We start from the raw sequence: 16,222 nt of genomic DNA, 5'->3' as shown, positions 1-16,222 counted from the left end.
TTTATTTTACCTCCTTCTGAAACAGGTTGCATTCGGCGTCATATGCGTGCTTTTCAAAGTCTTTATACATGGAGGCGCGCTCCATTGCCTCGTCAAAGTCCACCAGGTGTCCGTCAAAATCCGGACCATCCACACAGGCAAATTTCATTTCCCCGCCGACAGACAGCCTGCACCCGCCGCACATTCCTGTGCCGTCAATCATAATGGGATTCATGCTGACAACCGTTTTGATGCCATATTCTTTTGTGAGTTTCGCAACAAATTTCATCATAACAAGCGGGCCGATTGCGATAACCTCGTCATATTGTTCTCCGCTGTCAATCAGTTTTTTCAGCGCGTCGGTAACAAGACCTTTTTCGCCTACGCTGCCGTCGTCTGACATGATAACCAGTTTGTTGGAAGCCGCGCGGAATTCGTCTTCTAATATTAACAAATCCTTGCTGCGAAAGCCCACAATTGCGTGAACCTCGCACCCCAGATTGTGAAGCTTTTTCGTCACGGGATATGCAATGGCGCAGCCAACGCCGCCGCCTACAACGGCAACTTTTTTCAAACCCTCTGTGTGGGTCGCCTGACCCAACGGCCCTACAAAATCTGTTAAGCTGTCGCCAACATTTAAGCTGTTTAAATGCTTTGTGGTAGCGCCCACAATTTGATATATAATCGTAACCGTGCCTTTGTCCCGGTCAAAATCTGCAATGGTGAGGGGAATCCGTTCACCAGCCGCATCTGCCCTTAAAATAATAAACTGTCCCGGCTCCGCTTTTTTTGCCACCAACGGCGCCTCAATCTCCATTAATGTAACGGTGGGATTGAGTTCTTTCTTTTTTACAATTTTAAACACTGTAACCATCCCTTTTTAATAAACTCTTATAACGGCCCTGCGGGGCACAACTATCTTCTTTTATATAATATAGTATATTATATCACATCAGCACGGTTTTTGTAAATACTAAGTTTTTGCCAAGATTAACGAAAAAAACGCGGAAACTGTATTGACTTTTGCTGTGAGTGTAGTATAATAAACGCGAAAAACAAAAATATATGCACCTTGTGCAGAAGGGACATGAAAAAATGAAAGAAATTTCTTTACAGCTCTATTCTATCAGAGACGCCATCACCGAACTGGGGTTTGAAAAAGTGCTGGACGAAGTGGCAAAAATGGGATATACCGGCGTGGAATTTGCAGGCCGGGGGGACGTATCTGCAAAAGACATGAAAAAATATTTAGACAATGCGGGGCTTAAGGCTGTCAGCTCCCATACGGGATATGCTATTTTAAAAGACGAGCTTGACGCTGAAATGGAATATATGGGTTATCTCGGCGCAAAATACATCACCTGCCCCTCCGCCCCCATGGGCACTCTGTCTCAGGTGGAGGAAACCGCCGAGGTCTTAAACATTGTAGGTAAAAAAATGAAGGAAAACGGCTTTACGTTAAGCTATCACAACCATGCGCCGGAGCTTTGGCTTACAGTAAATGGCAAACGGTCGCTTGACTACCTTTATGAAATTACCGACCCGGAATATGTGAAGGCCCAGCTGGACGTGTTCCACGTGCTCCGCGCAGATGTAGACCCCTACGAATATGTGAAGCAGTTTGCACACAGAATGCCCACCATCCACTTAAAACAAATGCTGTCCTGCGAGTCGAAAGAAGATGCACGGGCAGGGGACGGCGTTATCGATTTCCGGAAAATTATTGACATCACCTCAAAAACAGGCACGGTAGAATATATTTATGAGGACGAGGGCCGCGGCGACCAGCTTGAAATGGCGCGCGTTTCCGCAGAATTCCTTCTCACCATTTAAACAGCCAAAAGGCGGAAAAGAGGTTTTTTATCATGAATGACAGAAAATTAAGGGTCGGCATTATTGGAACCGGCGGCATTGCCCACTCCCACATGAACCAGTATGTGAAAATGGACGATGTGGAAATTGTGGCCGGCGCAGATTTAGTTCCAGGAAAAGCAAAAGCATTTTTTGAAGAATATGGTCTGGATAACGTAAAATGCGACTACAAAGACCACGCAGAGCTTTTGGACGACGAAAGCTTAAAATTAGACGCAGTAAGCATTTGTACATACAACAGAATGCACAAGCCCTGCACGGTTTATGCGCTGAAAAAAGGCGTAAATGTTCTTTTGGAAAAGCCCATGTGCGTAGAGCTTGAAGAGGGTCTGGAAATTATGAAGGCGGAAAAGGAAAGCGGAAAAATTGTTTCCATTGGTTTTCAGCCCAGGTTCGATCCCAGCATGCAGCTTGTGAAAAAAATTATTCAGTCCGGCGTTTTGGGCAAAATTTATTATATTCAAACCGGCGGCGGCAGACGCAGGGGTATTCCTGCCAGCGCTCAAAAAACCACGTTCATTGAAGACGCAACCGGCGGCATTGGCGCCCTGGGCGACATCGGGTGCTATTCGTTAGACATGGTATTGAATGCGCTGGGATATCCCAAACCCCTAACCGTTACGGGCTACACGTCAAACTTCTTCGGCACCAATCCGAAAACATTTGAAGGCCGCGGCGGCGCTGAGGTTGCGAAAAAATTTGAGGTTGACGACTTTGCGGCGGCTTTTGTCCGTTTAGAAGACGATTTAATTTTAGATTTTCGTATCTCCTGGGCAATCAACATCGACACGCCGGGAGACACGCTGGTTATCGGCACGGAGGGCGGCTTGAGAATTCCGTCTACCGACTGCTGGAACGGCCGTGTGGGCGGGCCTTTAAAAATTTACCATGAGCTTGCCGGCGAACAGACCGTGACAGAAATTCCGCTGCCGAAAAACGACGTGAACTGTGTGGAACTGAAAGTCCGTTCTTTCTTAGACGCAATTAAAACAGGCGGAAAGGCGCCGGTTCCCACAAGCCAGATTATTTATAACCAGGCAATTTTGTCCGGCATTAAAAAATCTGCGGAATTAAAACACGAAATTAAAATTGAAGTTCCTGAAATTTAAATTTGTTTTCAAAAAGGCATGGAAAAATTCCATGCCTTTTTTATTTTGTATAAACTGTAAATTTTTGACCTGTGCATTCATTTTATGTATATTTTCACGCGGAAAATATAAAACTGGTTTCAGGAGGGTGTGAAAATGAAAAAAATTGCAATTTGTTTAACTTTCGTCATGCTTTGTCTCACAGGGTGCGGCACAACAGACCAAATGGACGCAAACCAGTCGGAATCGCAGCAGGCCAACGCAAAAAGCGGCAGCGACCAGGCGGTTTTAAACGAATATAATAACTTAATTTTCGGAAAAGACGCCGACGGAAAAGCCATCGCTTCGTTTATCAAAAACAACGCAGATGTGGTTTCAGAAGAAGCTTCATCTCAAATGGTTTTGCAGTTTGAAGAGTTTCAAAAAAACAAGCTGCCACTGTTTGAGGACAAGTTTAACACCGGCTCCGTACAAAAGGAACTCATGGAGCTGTATATGCAAGGCGGGGACATAAATGACCCGGTCGGTGTATCGCGGCCGGAAGTTGCGGCTTTGGTAGAAGAAGCCAAAAACAGCGGATATAAACTCATTCAGGCGGACGGCGCTTGCTTCCCTGTAATTGACTATACGTTTTATAAAAATTTTGGGGAAAATATTACGCCGGAGGTGTCTGAATATATCAGCATTTTAGAGCTGAATTCCAATCAGCCGCCCCTGCATAATGCCAGTCTGGCCATAAGCTGGGACGAGCTGATTGAACGCGCCGTAAGGCAGGAACGTTTTTTAACAGATTATGACGACACAAAAACCGCAGAAAAATTAACCCCCCTTTATCAGTCCTTTACGCAAATGATTTTTTTTGGAAGCGACAACACGCCATTATTTGACACAGACACAGGCATTTTAAAGGATGAAGTGAAAACGGCCTTTGAAAATGCGGTGAAGTCTAATAAAAACAGCGCGCTTATAAAGAAAATAAAAGGCTTTTTAAAGGCCTTAAAAAAAGACGATTACCGCTATTCGGAAGACGCAGAACAGTATCGGGAAGACATAAAATTCTAAAATCCGTTCATACTAATATAGCAGAGGAACCAAATGCCGCTGCCCATTTCTGAAAAAGATAAAAAAAGTCTTGACAAATGGTACTTTTTAGTGTAAAATACAACTTGTTGGTTTTTTAAGACTATGGCGGCATAGCTCAGCTGGCTAGAGCAAACGGTTCATACCCGTTAGGTCGGTGGTTCAAGTCCACTTGCCGCTACCACTAAAAAGACTGCAAAACAGTCTTTTTCGGCCCGTTGGTCAAGCGGTTAAGACACCGCCCTTTCACGGCGGTAACACGAGTTCGATTCTCGTACGGGTCACCAGTCGGAGTAAGCTTTGCTTGCTCCGATTTTTTATATAAAATAAAAAATCAGTCGCGTGCGACGCTACTCCTCCTTTTTCCCACAAAACGCACTTCGTTGGCGTTTTGCAGGAGCCCTGCCGCTTCGCGTCTTTGTAAGCTTTGCTTGCTCCGTTTTTCTTTATAGAAAGAAGGTTTATGTTATGGAGGACTTAAGTTTAATTAGACCCACTTCTGCACTGAAAAGCAAAGCAAACGATTTTAAGCAGGAGTTTTTTGACTTTGGCGAACCTGTAATAAACGGCAGCGCCCTGTTCGATCAATTGGAGTTTGACGACTGGCTGATACATATACAAAAAAGCAGCCGCCCCGAAACCGTTCAGCCGGACTGGGTGGTGGCAGACACCTTTTTTGCAGTTCGTCCGCAAGACAATCGACTAATTGGAATGATTGACATTCGCCACAATTTAAACAACGCGTTTTTGTCGGAATACGGCGGGCATATTGGCTATGCCGTTCGGCCGTCTGAGCGCCGCAAAGGGTATGCCACGCAAATGCTGAAGCTGGCGCTTGCCTACGCAAAATCCATTGGGCTTAAAAAAGTAATGCTGGGATGTTATGCAGATAACACCGCGTCTTATAAAACCATTTTAAAATGCGGAGGAATTTTAACCGAGACAAAACCTTATGCCGACGGAAAACCCATGCACATCTGCTGGATTACACTTTAACGGGGGCGCCATTTATGAACACAAAACTGGAACAGGACATTCAGGCGCAGCTGTTTGCCCTGCAGGACTTAAAATACCGGGACTTTCATGCAAAACTGGTTCCAACTGTTGATAAAGACTGCTACATCGGTGTGCGCACGCCTGTTTTGCGGAAATTTGCGAAAGACTTTTCTAAACAGCCGGAGGCAATGGAATTTTTAGAAATGCTTCCTCACAAGTATATTGAAGAAAACAACCTTCATGCCTTTTTAATTGAAACAGTTAAGGATTTTGACACGGCTCTTATCTATACGGAAAAGTTTCTGCCCTTTATTAACAACTGGGCCACCTGCGATTTGTTTTCTCCAAAGCTGTTTAAAAAGCACCCAAACGAGGTGTATGAAAAAATAAAGCTTTGGCTGAAAAGCGGCCACACCTATACTGTGCGGTATGGGATTGTAACCCTGCTTGCAAATTATTTAGACAGCGAATTTCGTCCCGAAATGCTGGATTTGGTTGCCGATATCCGGTCGGAGGAATATTACATAAACATGGCAATCGCCTGGTATTTCAGCATTGCGCTAATCAAACAGTATGACCACGCCCTCCCGTACCTGAAAAACAAACGGCTGGACAAATGGGTGCACAACAAGGCCATTCAAAAGGCTGTGGAAAGCTACCGCATTCCTTTAGAAACGAAACAATATTTAAAAAGCTTAAAAGAGAAGTAAAAGGCGGCGCGGATTTTTGAAGAATCCGCGCCGCTTAACTTTTATTTCCTGCCGATTTTATTAAAGTCAACAATGTGAAAAGACACAATGTCTTCCTCTACGCCCATTAAAATATCGTAAACATAGCGATACTGATAAACACTCAGCCTGTCGTCTTTTAACGTCAAATCAAGATTTTGAATGTCTTTAAACGGCTCGTAATTACCGTTGATGATGATGTTGCTCCAAATCACAGGATTATCCTGATAGGTTCCTATAAACATCTCATATACATACGGATATTTGCGCCGATAAACCTCGCTTGTCACATCAACGCCCGAAAAATCGTCTTTGTCCTTGGTGGCCACACGCTTGTATTGCAGCGCATCGCTTTGCAGCATTTTGTGAACGCCGCGCATACCGCTGTCTTTCGGCGACAGCGCCAGCGTGCAGTCTAAAAAAATATTATTGTTTACCGACGACTGACCCCCGCAGTTCCAGAACACAACGCCGAAGGGGGAAATGGTCTTTTTTTGCTTGATATTATAAAAATAATTTTCATACACCGCATTAAACGAGCAGAAATCATCAAAATAGACCGCGCAAACGCCGTTTGCCTCTGTGTCAAGGCCGGTAATGTTATAAATAAAGTTATATCTGATAACGTTTCCAACCTCGCTCAAATCCCGCCCCATATAAATTGCGCCGGCATCTGCAACGTTTTTCACAACATCATGAATTTTGTTGTATTCAATGATATGATCGTTTCCGTGAAGATAAATGGCGAAGCCCGGCAAATCGTAAATTTCGCAGTTTGCAATACGGTTTCCCACGCCGGAGATATTAATGCCCGCCTTATAGGTTTGGTCTAACCGGTTTACATCGTGAATTTCGCAGTTTTCAACATAATTGTTTGCAGGGGTGAGGCTTTTTCTGTCACCGCCGCCAAGCATAATTCCGCCGGTTCCGCAGTTATAAATTTCACAGTTCACCACGCCGTGGTTTTTACCGCCCTCGTTGTTCCACGCCGCATACTGGTAAAGCATTTCGTGCCACGAACCGATGATGCGGCTTGCGCCCTCAGGCGGATTTACGCCTTTGTCAAATTCACCGTGGGCGGTGTGGCGCCCTTCGGGAAGCGGGGTTGCGCCCCGGCCAATCTGCACCGCAACCATGCCCAAATTTCTGAATACCGAATTGCGGACTGCGCAGTTCTGGCCCCGCTCTATGTAAACGCCAGTGCCCCGGGCGTTTTCAAACACAATTCCGTCAAATTCAATGAACGATGTGTTTTCCATCACCACCATTGGTTCTGCCAGCACGGAAATTTGAATTAAGGAATTGGTAATGTCCTTTTTGGGATAAAAATACACCTTTTTCGTTTCCCTGTCAACATAATATTCACCGGGAACATCAATTTCCTCCAACAAATTTACTGCATACCAGCTGGTGTAGTCCCGCGCCACCATGCTGGGAAGGTGAGGCAGCTCAGTTGTCATGGTCTTTGCTTCCGTATCAATTTTTGCAATTTTCATGGTATCGTCTGCAAAGCACCAGTTAAAAATGCCGGAAATATAAAAGTTTTTGGCTTTCCCCCATAAATCGCACCGGCTGTCTTCATAAACAAAAGTAGCGGGACGCATGTCAAATTCCTTGTCACACGGGCTGCTGCCGCTGTCAATTACCGTTTTAAGGGGGATTTCCTTCTCGCCCTTATTGGGATATCTTGCCGTATCGTAGCTTTCCCCGTCAATAAACAGCTCGTTTTGCGCAGGAACGTAAGGGCGCCGGAACCCCCGTGTGCCGTAGTCAGCAAACTCGCTGATTACGCCGGACAAATCCAGCTCCAAAATGTTGTTTAACGCGCTTTTATTAATAATCCTGTTTCTAATTTCTTCATCCTTCACAGGCACCGCCCGCTTTGCGTCTAACACAGCGCCGCCGTCAAAATATACCGTTTCGTTTTCGTATGCCTGATATGAGATTTTGCAGGACGCAGTTCCGCTGTCGCCCTCGTCAAACGTGAGGGACTCTTTAAAAAAATATCGTCCCCCGCGGATAAAAACGGTAATGTCACTGTCCTTTTTTAACATTTTTACAAGTTCTTTGGCCCTTTCCAAGGTTTTCACCGGCTGCTCAATGGTGCCGGGGTTATTGTCGTTTCCTGAATTTGAAACATAAAGTTTATACATGGTTTCAGCACTCCTCTTTTTTCAGTTTCCTGTTTAATGTATCACATTTGAAACCGCCTGTCAACCACATAAAAAGCGGCGCAGCCAAAAAGCTGCGCCAATGTTACTCCATTCTATTTTCTTTTTGTTTTTTTATAATTTTCAGGCGGGAAAACTCCTCGCGCTCCTTTTCGTCCAGCACGTCCTGAATGTTTTTCACGATTCCCTCATACTTGGGAATCATAATATTTTTTAACGAGTTTGCCCGCTTTTGGGTTTTTCCAATGTTCACCGCCAGCCGGTAAACCGAGGTTTCAATTTCTGCCAGCTCCAGCGTCAGTTCTTTCACCTTCATAAACTTTGCCACAGCCTCGTCTAAGGCGGAATTGGTCATGGCAAGCCCATACATGGGCGCCGTTTCGCTTTCCTTTTTAGAAACCACGGGAAGCTCCACGCCCATAACGCTTCTGAACTTAATTTTAATGTTCTCGTCCACCGGAATGGCGAAGCCTATGTCCTCAACGGTGTTAATGCCAATAGACACGTTGGCGGATTCCAATGCGCGGTATGCGTCGGAAAAAATAACTTCAATTCGGGAATGAAGCGCCTTTGCTTTGTCAATTAAGGCCATCATTTCGCGCATGAGTATATTTCGTTTTTTATCCAAAAGCTCATACCCCTGCTTAGACAGCGCTAAAGTATTCTGCGCCAGCATGAGGTTTCCTTTTGTGGGAAACAATGTAATATCCATCTATCTTCCCTGCCTTTAAAAAGTTTACGCGTTTTTGGGATAATACTTTTCCAAAATCTCGGGGCTGACTCTGTCCAGTTCCTCTTTGGGGAGAAGTCCCAAAAGCTGCCAGCCTAACGAGAGGGTAGCGGAAATGGTTCTGTTTTCGTTCTTGCCCTGGTTTAAAAACTGGTTTTCAAACGCGTTTCCAAATTTTAAATATTCCTTGTCAATGGCGGAAAGCTCATCTTCGCCGATAACCGAAGCAAGAGACCGTACCTCCTGCACCTTGGCATAGGACGCAAACAACTGGTTTGACAAATCCGGGTGGTCCTCTCCGGTAAAGCCTTCTCCAATGCCGTCCTTCATCAGACGGGAAAGCGACGGCAAAATTGCCACCGGCGGATAGATTCCCTTTAGGTTCAGCCCGCGGTCTAAGGCAATCTGCCCCTCTGTGATGTATCCGGTAAGGTCGGGAATGGGGTGGGTAATATCGTCGTTGGGCATGGTTAAAATGGGAATTTGCGTAACCGAACCCTGAGACGTGTTAATAATGCCCGCCCGTTCAAACAGGGAGGCCAAATCGCTGTAAAGATAGCCCGGAAAGCCCTTTCTGGAAGGGATTTCGCCCTTTGAAGACGAAATTTCACGCAAGGCTTCGGCATATGCCGTCATATCGGTTAAAATAACCAAAATGTGCATATTATGCTCAAACGCCAGATATTCCGCCGCGGTAAGCGCCGCACGGGGCGTAATAATCCGCTCTGCCACCGGGTCGTTGGAAAGGTTTAAAAACATAACAACCCTGTCTAACACGCCGCTTTCTTCAAAAGAGCGCTTAAAATAGTCCGCCACGTCGTTTTTCACGCCCATGGCCGCAAATACTACGGCAAATTCCGTGCCGTCCTCCTCCGCCAGCTGCGCCTGGCGCACAATCTGCACCGCCAAATCGTCGTGGGGCAGGCCGTTGCCTGAAAAAATCGGCAGCTTTTGCCCGCGGATTAAGGTGCATAGACAGTCAATAGAAGAAATGCCCGTCTGAATAAAGTTTCTGGGATAGTGCCTTGAAACCGGATTAATGGGCTTTCCGTTTACATCCTCCTGTTTTTCCGGAAACACATCGCCCAGCCCGTCGATGGGTCTGCCGCTTCCGTTAAAGGTTCTGCCTAAAATTTCTTTGGCCAGAGGCATCATCAAAGGTTTTTCCAAAAGCCGTGTTCTGGTATTGGTCAGCGAGAACTGGTCGGTGTTTTCAAACACCTGAACAATCACCGTTTCACCTGTAATTTCAATGATTCTTCCCGTACGGATTTTCCTATTTACCTTTATTTCAACAATTTCTTCAAAGAAGGCGTCTTTTACGCCGTCTAACACCACAAGCGGGCCGCGAATTTCGCTCAGGCCCATATATTCAACTGACATAAAGATGCCTCCCTTATATATTTTCTTTCACGACGCGCCGGCAAATGTCGTCAATTTTCTGCTTATACTCATCGAATTTATAGAGCTCATTGTTGGCAATGTCATATTTCATTCGAATCACGTCCTCAAAAATGTGGGTTTCCGTGAGGCGTGAAAACGGAATTTGTTTCGACACAACCTCTTTCGCCTTATCGTTTAGGTAGAGAACAAGCTCCATCATATCAAACTGTTTCTCTAAAGGCACATAGGTGTCGTCTTTATGAAACGCATTCTGCTGCAAAATGCCCAGACGAATGGTTTTTGCAACCTCTAAAACCAGCTTCTGCTCGTCGTGCAGCACGTCTGAGCCAATGAGCTTTACAATTTCCATCAGCTTGCTTTCGTCCTGCAAAATGGCTGCCAGGCGGCTTCTGTATTCTAAAAACCGTTCGTCTACGTTATCCTCATACCACTGTGATAGGTCGCTTAAATACTCGCTGTAGCTGGTGAGCCAATTAATGGCCGGATAGTGCCGCGCGTAAGCAAGCTGTTTGTCTAAAGCCCAAAAACAGCGCACAAACCGCTTGGTGTTTTGGGTAACCGGCTCGGAAAAGTCGCCGCCCTGGGGCGAAACCGCACCGATAATGGTAACAGATCCTTCGGTTCCATTTAAGTTTTCCACATAGCCCGCCCGCTCGTAAAAACCGGAAAGCCGGGAGGAAAGATACGCCGGGAAGCCCTCCTCTGCCGGCATTTCTTCCAGTCTGCCGGAAATTTCACGCAGGGCTTCTGCCCAGCGGGAGGTAGAGTCTGCCATAATAGCCACGTGGTAACCCATGTCCCGGAAGTATTCCGCAATGGTGATACCCGTGTAGATAGACGCCTCACGGGCCGCAACCGGCATGTTGGAGGTGTTGGCAATTAAAATGGTTCTGTCCATCAACGGTTTTCCAGATTTTGGGTCAATGAGCTTTGAAAAGTCCTGCAGCACCTGGGTCATTTCATTTCCGCGCTCGCCGCAGCCAATGTACACAATCAAGTCCGCGTCGCACCACTTTGCAAGCTGGTGCTGAGTCATGGTTTTTCCTGTTCCAAATCCGCCGGGCACTGCCGCCGTTCCGCCCTTTGCCACCGGAAGCAGCGTGTCGATTACTCTCTGTCCCGTAATTAACGGCTTTGAAATGGGCTTACGTTCCTTAGACGGCCGCGCCGTTCGGATGGGCCACGTTTGGCACATGGTAAGCTCTGTTTGTTTTCCGCCGGCGTCTTCAATTACGGCCAAAACATCACAAACCGCATGTTTTCCGCTCTCCGCCGTTTTGATTATCTTGCCGGTCACGCCGTTCGGCACCATAATTTTGTGGATAATCAGTGTGGTTTCCGGAACCTTTGCAATTATTGTGCCGGCGGACACGTTGTCACCTTTTTGCACACAAATTTCTGTGTCCCACTGCCGCTCCATGTCTACCGCAGAGATGTTTAAACCGCGCTCAATAAACGCGCCGCTTTTCTCTTCCAGCACCTTTAGGGGACGTTCAATTCCGTCAAAAATGTTGCCCACTAAGCCCGGAGCAAGGGTTACGGACATGGGAACTCCGGTTGACACAACCGGCTCGCCCGGGGCGAGACCCGTTGTGGACTCGTAAACCTGAACGATTGTATGTTCTTTGTCAATCCTGATAACCTCTCCGATTAGCCCTTCGTTTCCCACTTTCACCATTTGAAGCATTCCGAAGTCCGGACTTCCGGAAACCTTTACCACAGGACCGTTAATTCCATATATATAGCCTTTCGCTGTTTCCAAATCACTCACACCTTCCTGTTAAAGCGTCAGCCCGCTGGATTTTAAAAACTCCTCCCTGGCCTCACTGAGTCTCATTGCAAAGGATAAGTCAAACACCTTGTTGGTGTTATTTACCAACACACAAATGCCGCCAATCAAATCGTCTGTGTCGGAAACAACGGTTTTCACACCGCAAGCCTCCTCAATCCGGGGCGCAAACTGCGCGTCGGATAACGTGAGGTACACGGTTATGCCGTTTTCCCCGCCTAAATTCTTTGCTTTTTCTGCCGCGTCTAAAAGGTAATTTTCATAGTCCTTTGTCTGTTTCCATGCGGAAATTTTTTGAAGCACGCCTGTAAACACTTCTTTCATAATTTCCTCACGTTTTAAAAGGAGGGCGCTTTTTGACTCGATTTCTGCTTTCGACACCTTTTCGTTTGCAGTTCTTAAAATAACCGACATCTGTTTTTTAATTGTTTTATAAGCTGCCTCCAGGCATTCTGTTTCAAAGATATCGGTTTCGGCGCTAGCCTTTTTTTTCGCCTCTTCTATCAGTGCGTTACACTGGTTTTGCGCATCTTGATACACCGATTCGGAAAACCGCTGGAGTTTTTCCTCGGACGATAACATAAATCCGCCTCCCAACCTTAAATTTGAATTCCCGTCGCTTCCTTTATGTAGGCGGCGATTGCGTTCCCGCTGCCCTCGGCCCCGTGACGGTCCGGGATTTGCACAATGAGCGGAGTGGAGTGCTCCGCCAATATTTCCAATAATTTTTCGCTGAATTCCAAATACAATTTTTTTGTAACCAGCAAAATGCCGATACTGCTGTCTTCTAACACATGTTTCATGGCAGAGAGCACCTCGTCTGCCGTGTGAGCCACAATGCCGTCCACGCCGGCTAGTCTCATGCCGGTTAACGTATCAACATTGTCGCTTAACAGATATAGTTTCATAAACGAACACTCCTTAGAGTCTTGCCAAAATACTGAACGAAACCAACAGGCCGTAAAGCGCAATACCTTCTGCCAGCGCAACGAAAATTAAGGATTTACCCATCAGCTTCGGGTCTTCGCTGATGGCGCCGATGGCCGTAGAAGCTGCGGCGGCAACCGCAATGCCTGCACCCACAGAGGAAAGGCCGGTGGCTAAACCTGCGGCAAGGTAGCCTAAGCCGGCGCCTGTGCCGATACCTGCGGCAGCTGTGCCCTCAGCGAAAACCGTGCCGGAGAACATCATAAACGTAGAAGCGGCAAGCGTTGTGAAAAAAGTTGCAATATTCGTCAGCATACACCGTTTTCCCTTTTTATAAGTCTTTTCTCCCATAAAGTACACGGCGAAAGGAACAAGAATACTGAGCACTAAGATTGCTGTAATAATTTTAATAGCCATTTTAAATTCCTCCATTTTAAATAAAATAATTACTTTTTATTGACTGACAGCGCATAGCTGTCTTTCACACTGACAAACTCCCTGCCGTCGCCGGTGTAGTAACGGGAGAACATTTCATAAAACTCAAGCCTCAGCGCCTGAATTCCAACAATCAAGCCCTCAAGACCCATTACAAGGGCATTGCCCAAAATCATAACAATTGCATATCCCACGCCGGGACCCGCCATGTTTCCAATGATAAACACAACGCTCATCATGCTGGCGTGAGCCATTGCAAAAGCGCCGAGACGGACGTAGGAAATGGTGTTTGTTGCAAAGGAGAGGATAATTTCAAACAACTCGAAAAACGACTCTAACAAAAACTCCCCAACGCTTTCCGGCTTCCAGTTCTTTTTCCCCTCCGAAAGCTTAATAAGCGGCTCCTTTAAGAAAATGATGATAAGCGTCACAGCAATTAATATTTCAGGCACCAGCCCAGCCGATTTTCCCATCAGCATGTTTACCGCCAGCACCAGGACGGAAACATAAAACACCAGTCCCGCAATGCCGTTCTGGCCGAACAGAGCGGCGCCGGGTTCTCCCCGCTTAAAGCTGTTGATAATGCCCAATGTCATGGAAAACAAAATAATAACTACGCCCAGCGCCACTGCGCCGATTAGAATTGTATTAATGTCCTTCATGGGTTCAAGCAATGCAAAACGGGCGGTTACGGGGTTGGCCCGCAAAATTTCTTCGTTGCCGAACAGCGCGCCGTAAATAAATCCAAAAACAGTTGAAACCGCACCGGCGGCTGCCATAATGCCCGCAAGGTCCATTTTTTTCACCTTATACAAAATAAACCCGCCAACGGCTAAAATGAATCCATGCCCCACGTCGCCAAACATAATGCCGAACATTAAAATATAGGTCAGCGCAACAATTTTTGTGGGGTCAATTTCGGTGTACGACGGCAGGCCATACATTTTGATAAATAGTTCAAAGGGCTTAAAAAACCTGCTGTTTTTCAGCTTAATCGGCGGGGTAGAGCGGTTTACAATCTCCGGGTCTTCCTCTACTACCATTACTTTTGGCTCTTTGTCCAGTTTTGCCTCAATGGCCCTTAAGTCCCTTTTCGACACCCAGCCCATGACGTAAAACGATTCCTTTGTATGGGCGGAAAGCCGTTTCACACCCTCTGCCGCGGAATATTTTTTTAAACTTAGATAGACCTTTGCAAGGTCGGGCAAGTGGCCGTCAATCAAAGCGGCTATGTTTTTCTTCTCGTTCTCCTGCTTTCGCCTCAGCGTTTCCAGCTCCTGTTTAAAGTAGGCGAACGCCTCGTCTGGCTTTCCGCTTGCCTCGCCGGTTATCATAATTCTTTCATAATAAAGCGATGAAAAAATTGCGTCGATCTTCTCCTCGCTGGCCGCCGGCATGAAATATACGCCGTAGACATAGGTTTCGTCTGTGCTGCCCTCAATAAAGAACGCGTCAATATCGTTTAAATAGGCCAGCATTTTTTTATAGCTTGCCTTGGGCATTCTGCCAAACCGGAACTTTACGAACCGGAAATCGAACACATCTTCTAAGTTCACGTCCAAATTGAGCAGATGCTCCAGCTGCTGAATGTTTGTTTCGCAGTCTGCAATTCTTTTGTCCATTTCGGCGATTGCACTCTGTTTATCAGAAAGCTCCGACAAAACCGTGTCAATCGTATCGCTGATGGCCTGTTCGGAAAGCGTTGCCCCATCATCATTGCCGTTTGGAATGTCAACCCCCGCGCTGGAAAATATCTCTTCCGTTTTCGCAATATAGTTGTTCCATTCGTTCTCCTCTGAAAATGGATAAATCCCCTTCGTTTTGTTCAAAAGGGTGACGGCGTTTTCCAAATGAATATCGAAGCTTAATATGTGCTCCGACACGACGCGGTCAAACTCCTGAATCGGACCGACCACGCTGATGAGCTTCATTTTCTCAACCGACAAAAGTCTTCCCTCCCTTATCTATTCCACGCCTAAATAGCCGACCACATAACGTTTCATTCGGTCCGGGGGAAGCCCGTATCGGATCCCTTCGGCAATTGACGTAATATTTTTTATCTCCTGTTCTTTAAAGTGCAGATAGGAAACCTCTGTCGTCAGCGTAAACGGATGTTCCATCTGCAGCTTTCTGTGAAGATTATATACAAAATTTTTATACCTGTGTCCTAAAAAAACGTCCTCTGCGCCGCCGCTGAAAAGTCCTCCATAAGGAGTTTTTGCTGCAAGCGCAAGAAAATCTGCCACAGTTTCCGTCTGAACGAATTCAATAATTTCACTTTTTTTCAGCCGGAACTTGTTTGGAATCAAAAAGGCATAGGTCAAATCCTTGTTTGTGCCGAAATATTTTTTCAGTCTGTAAATCCACATCAGGTTCAGCGCGTCAATCTCTGCGCCGACGGCTTGTGCAATCACGTTTTTGTCCGCCTTGTTTGTAAGCTCGTCGGTCAGTTTTCTGATTTGCGTGTAGTAATACATATCCAAGGCCGACTCCACGCTGAAAATGTTTTGATGCTCCTCCATAGTGAGGTGCGGCCGGATTTGCATTTCATAGCGCGAGCCGCTTAAATTCTCCAAAAACTCCCGAACACTTTTTGACTTTGCTAATTTTTCCACATCAATGGAATAGTGCCGGCGGTAAAACGAAGGAACAGAGATGGTAATATCCGGCCGCCCGTTTTCTATCCGTCTTAAAATATTTTTTAAAACTTCCACTTCAGACCGGATAAACACATACGACAAAAACTTTTTGTTGCCCGCATCCTCTAAGCTGTAAATCTTTTCAAAATCCACCGCGAACGCATCGTTTAAGCGTTCCTCCAACTCCTCACGGTGCATGAGCGACTCGTTGCTGCCAGCTAAAACCACGGAATAAACCGTTTGGTTTTTTAAAAATGACGCAACCTCGGAAACGCTGGTTTTGTTCATCAGTTCCTCATAGTCGGCACTTTTAAGCAAACCGCGGTTCAGCACGCTCACCTTCGCCAGCATTGGGCCATATTTCGTCAGGTTTTTCATTTTCAG

At 46.2% G+C, this 16,222-nt stretch carries 15 protein-coding genes and 2 tRNA genes; 7 read left to right on the top strand and 10 right to left on the bottom strand.

The annotated features are described in order from the left end of the window. Nucleotide 1: 1 nt before the first annotated feature. Nucleotides 2-844 carry a sulfide/dihydroorotate dehydrogenase-like FAD/NAD-binding protein gene (locus tag H8698_RS10640; RefSeq protein WP_177680740.1) on the bottom strand — a complete coding sequence of 281 codons (843 nt, stop codon included), beginning with the start codon at nucleotides 842-844 and terminating at the stop codon, nucleotides 2-4. A gap of 230 nt (nucleotides 845-1,074) precedes the next feature. On the opposite strand from H8698_RS10640, the gene H8698_RS10635 reads away from it, so the two are divergent. From H8698_RS10635 to H8698_RS10605, 7 genes are all read left to right on the top strand, one after another. Continuing rightward, nucleotides 1,075-1,812, top strand: a complete 738-nt coding sequence (locus H8698_RS10635; protein WP_249313471.1) for a sugar phosphate isomerase/epimerase family protein — start codon at nucleotides 1,075-1,077, stop codon at nucleotides 1,810-1,812. 32 nt (nucleotides 1,813-1,844) lie between these two features. Next, a complete protein-coding gene (locus tag H8698_RS10630; protein WP_249313470.1) occupies nucleotides 1,845-2,960 on the top strand; it encodes a Gfo/Idh/MocA family protein in 1,116 nt (371 codons plus the stop codon). Between the two features lie 135 nt (nucleotides 2,961-3,095). Further along, nucleotides 3,096-4,001 (top strand): hypothetical protein, encoded by a 906-nt coding sequence (locus H8698_RS10625; RefSeq protein WP_177680734.1) that lies wholly within the window; start codon nucleotides 3,096-3,098, stop codon nucleotides 3,999-4,001. Between the two features lie 125 nt (nucleotides 4,002-4,126). Next, a tRNA-Met gene (locus tag H8698_RS10620) sits at nucleotides 4,127-4,203 on the top strand. 28 nt (nucleotides 4,204-4,231) lie between these two features. Then, nucleotides 4,232-4,306 (top strand) — tRNA-Glu (locus H8698_RS10615). Nucleotides 4,307-4,487: 181 nt separating this feature from the next. After that, a complete protein-coding gene (locus H8698_RS10610; RefSeq protein ID WP_249313469.1) occupies nucleotides 4,488-5,015 on the top strand; it encodes a GNAT family N-acetyltransferase in 528 nt (175 codons plus the stop codon). Nucleotides 5,016-5,029: 14 nt separating this feature from the next. After that, the gene (locus H8698_RS10605) at nucleotides 5,030-5,725 is read left to right on the top strand and encodes a DNA alkylation repair protein (protein WP_249313468.1); all 696 of its coding nucleotides are present in this window, start codon (nucleotides 5,030-5,032) and stop codon (nucleotides 5,723-5,725) included. Nucleotides 5,726-5,766: 41 nt separating this feature from the next. On the opposite strand, the gene H8698_RS10600 is transcribed toward H8698_RS10605, so the two are convergent. The 9 genes from H8698_RS10600 to H8698_RS10560 form a co-directional block, all read right to left on the bottom strand. Next, complete coding sequence (locus H8698_RS10600; RefSeq protein WP_249313467.1) at nucleotides 5,767-7,896, bottom strand: right-handed parallel beta-helix repeat-containing protein; 2,130 nt, start codon at nucleotides 7,894-7,896, stop codon at nucleotides 5,767-5,769. 103 nt (nucleotides 7,897-7,999) lie between these two features. Continuing rightward, nucleotides 8,000-8,626 (bottom strand): V-type ATP synthase subunit D, encoded by a 627-nt coding sequence (locus H8698_RS10595; RefSeq protein ID WP_249313466.1) that lies wholly within the window; start codon nucleotides 8,624-8,626, stop codon nucleotides 8,000-8,002. Nucleotides 8,627-8,650: 24 nt separating this feature from the next. Beyond that, nucleotides 8,651-10,027 carry a V-type ATP synthase subunit B gene (locus H8698_RS10590; RefSeq protein WP_249313465.1) on the bottom strand — a complete coding sequence of 459 codons (1,377 nt, stop codon included), beginning with the start codon at nucleotides 10,025-10,027 and terminating at the stop codon, nucleotides 8,651-8,653. A gap of 13 nt (nucleotides 10,028-10,040) precedes the next feature. Further along, on the bottom strand, nucleotides 10,041-11,810 hold the full coding sequence (locus tag H8698_RS10585) for a V-type ATP synthase subunit A (protein WP_249313464.1): 1,770 nt from the start codon (nucleotides 11,808-11,810) through the stop codon (nucleotides 10,041-10,043). 18 nt (nucleotides 11,811-11,828) lie between these two features. Beyond that, on the bottom strand, nucleotides 11,829-12,419 hold the full coding sequence (locus tag H8698_RS10580; protein ID WP_249313463.1) for a V-type ATP synthase subunit E: 591 nt from the start codon (nucleotides 12,417-12,419) through the stop codon (nucleotides 11,829-11,831). Nucleotides 12,420-12,436: 17 nt separating this feature from the next. Beyond that, entirely contained in the window at nucleotides 12,437-12,745 is a 309-nt protein-coding gene (locus tag H8698_RS10575; RefSeq protein ID WP_177680717.1) for a V-type ATP synthase subunit F, read from the bottom strand. Between the two features lie 13 nt (nucleotides 12,746-12,758). Then, the gene (locus H8698_RS10570; RefSeq protein WP_177680715.1) at nucleotides 12,759-13,181 is read right to left on the bottom strand and encodes an ATP synthase subunit C; all 423 of its coding nucleotides are present in this window, start codon (nucleotides 13,179-13,181) and stop codon (nucleotides 12,759-12,761) included. A 29-nt stretch (nucleotides 13,182-13,210) separates the two neighbouring features. Continuing rightward, nucleotides 13,211-15,145, bottom strand: coding sequence for a V-type ATP synthase subunit I (locus H8698_RS10565; RefSeq protein WP_249313462.1), 1,935 nt, complete (start codon nucleotides 15,143-15,145; stop codon nucleotides 13,211-13,213). Between the two features lie 18 nt (nucleotides 15,146-15,163). Continuing rightward, a complete protein-coding gene (locus tag H8698_RS10560; RefSeq protein ID WP_249313646.1) occupies nucleotides 15,164-16,216 on the bottom strand; it encodes a V-type ATPase subunit in 1,053 nt (350 codons plus the stop codon). Nucleotides 16,217-16,222 lie beyond the last annotated feature (6 nt).

The organism is Congzhengia minquanensis (assembly GCF_014384785.1).
In the GTDB taxonomy this organism is placed as follows: domain Bacteria; phylum Bacillota; class Clostridia; order UBA1381; family UBA9506; genus Congzhengia; species Congzhengia minquanensis.
The sequence above is the reverse complement of the archived record's forward strand: the minus strand, read 5'-3'. Positions and strand labels throughout refer to the sequence as shown.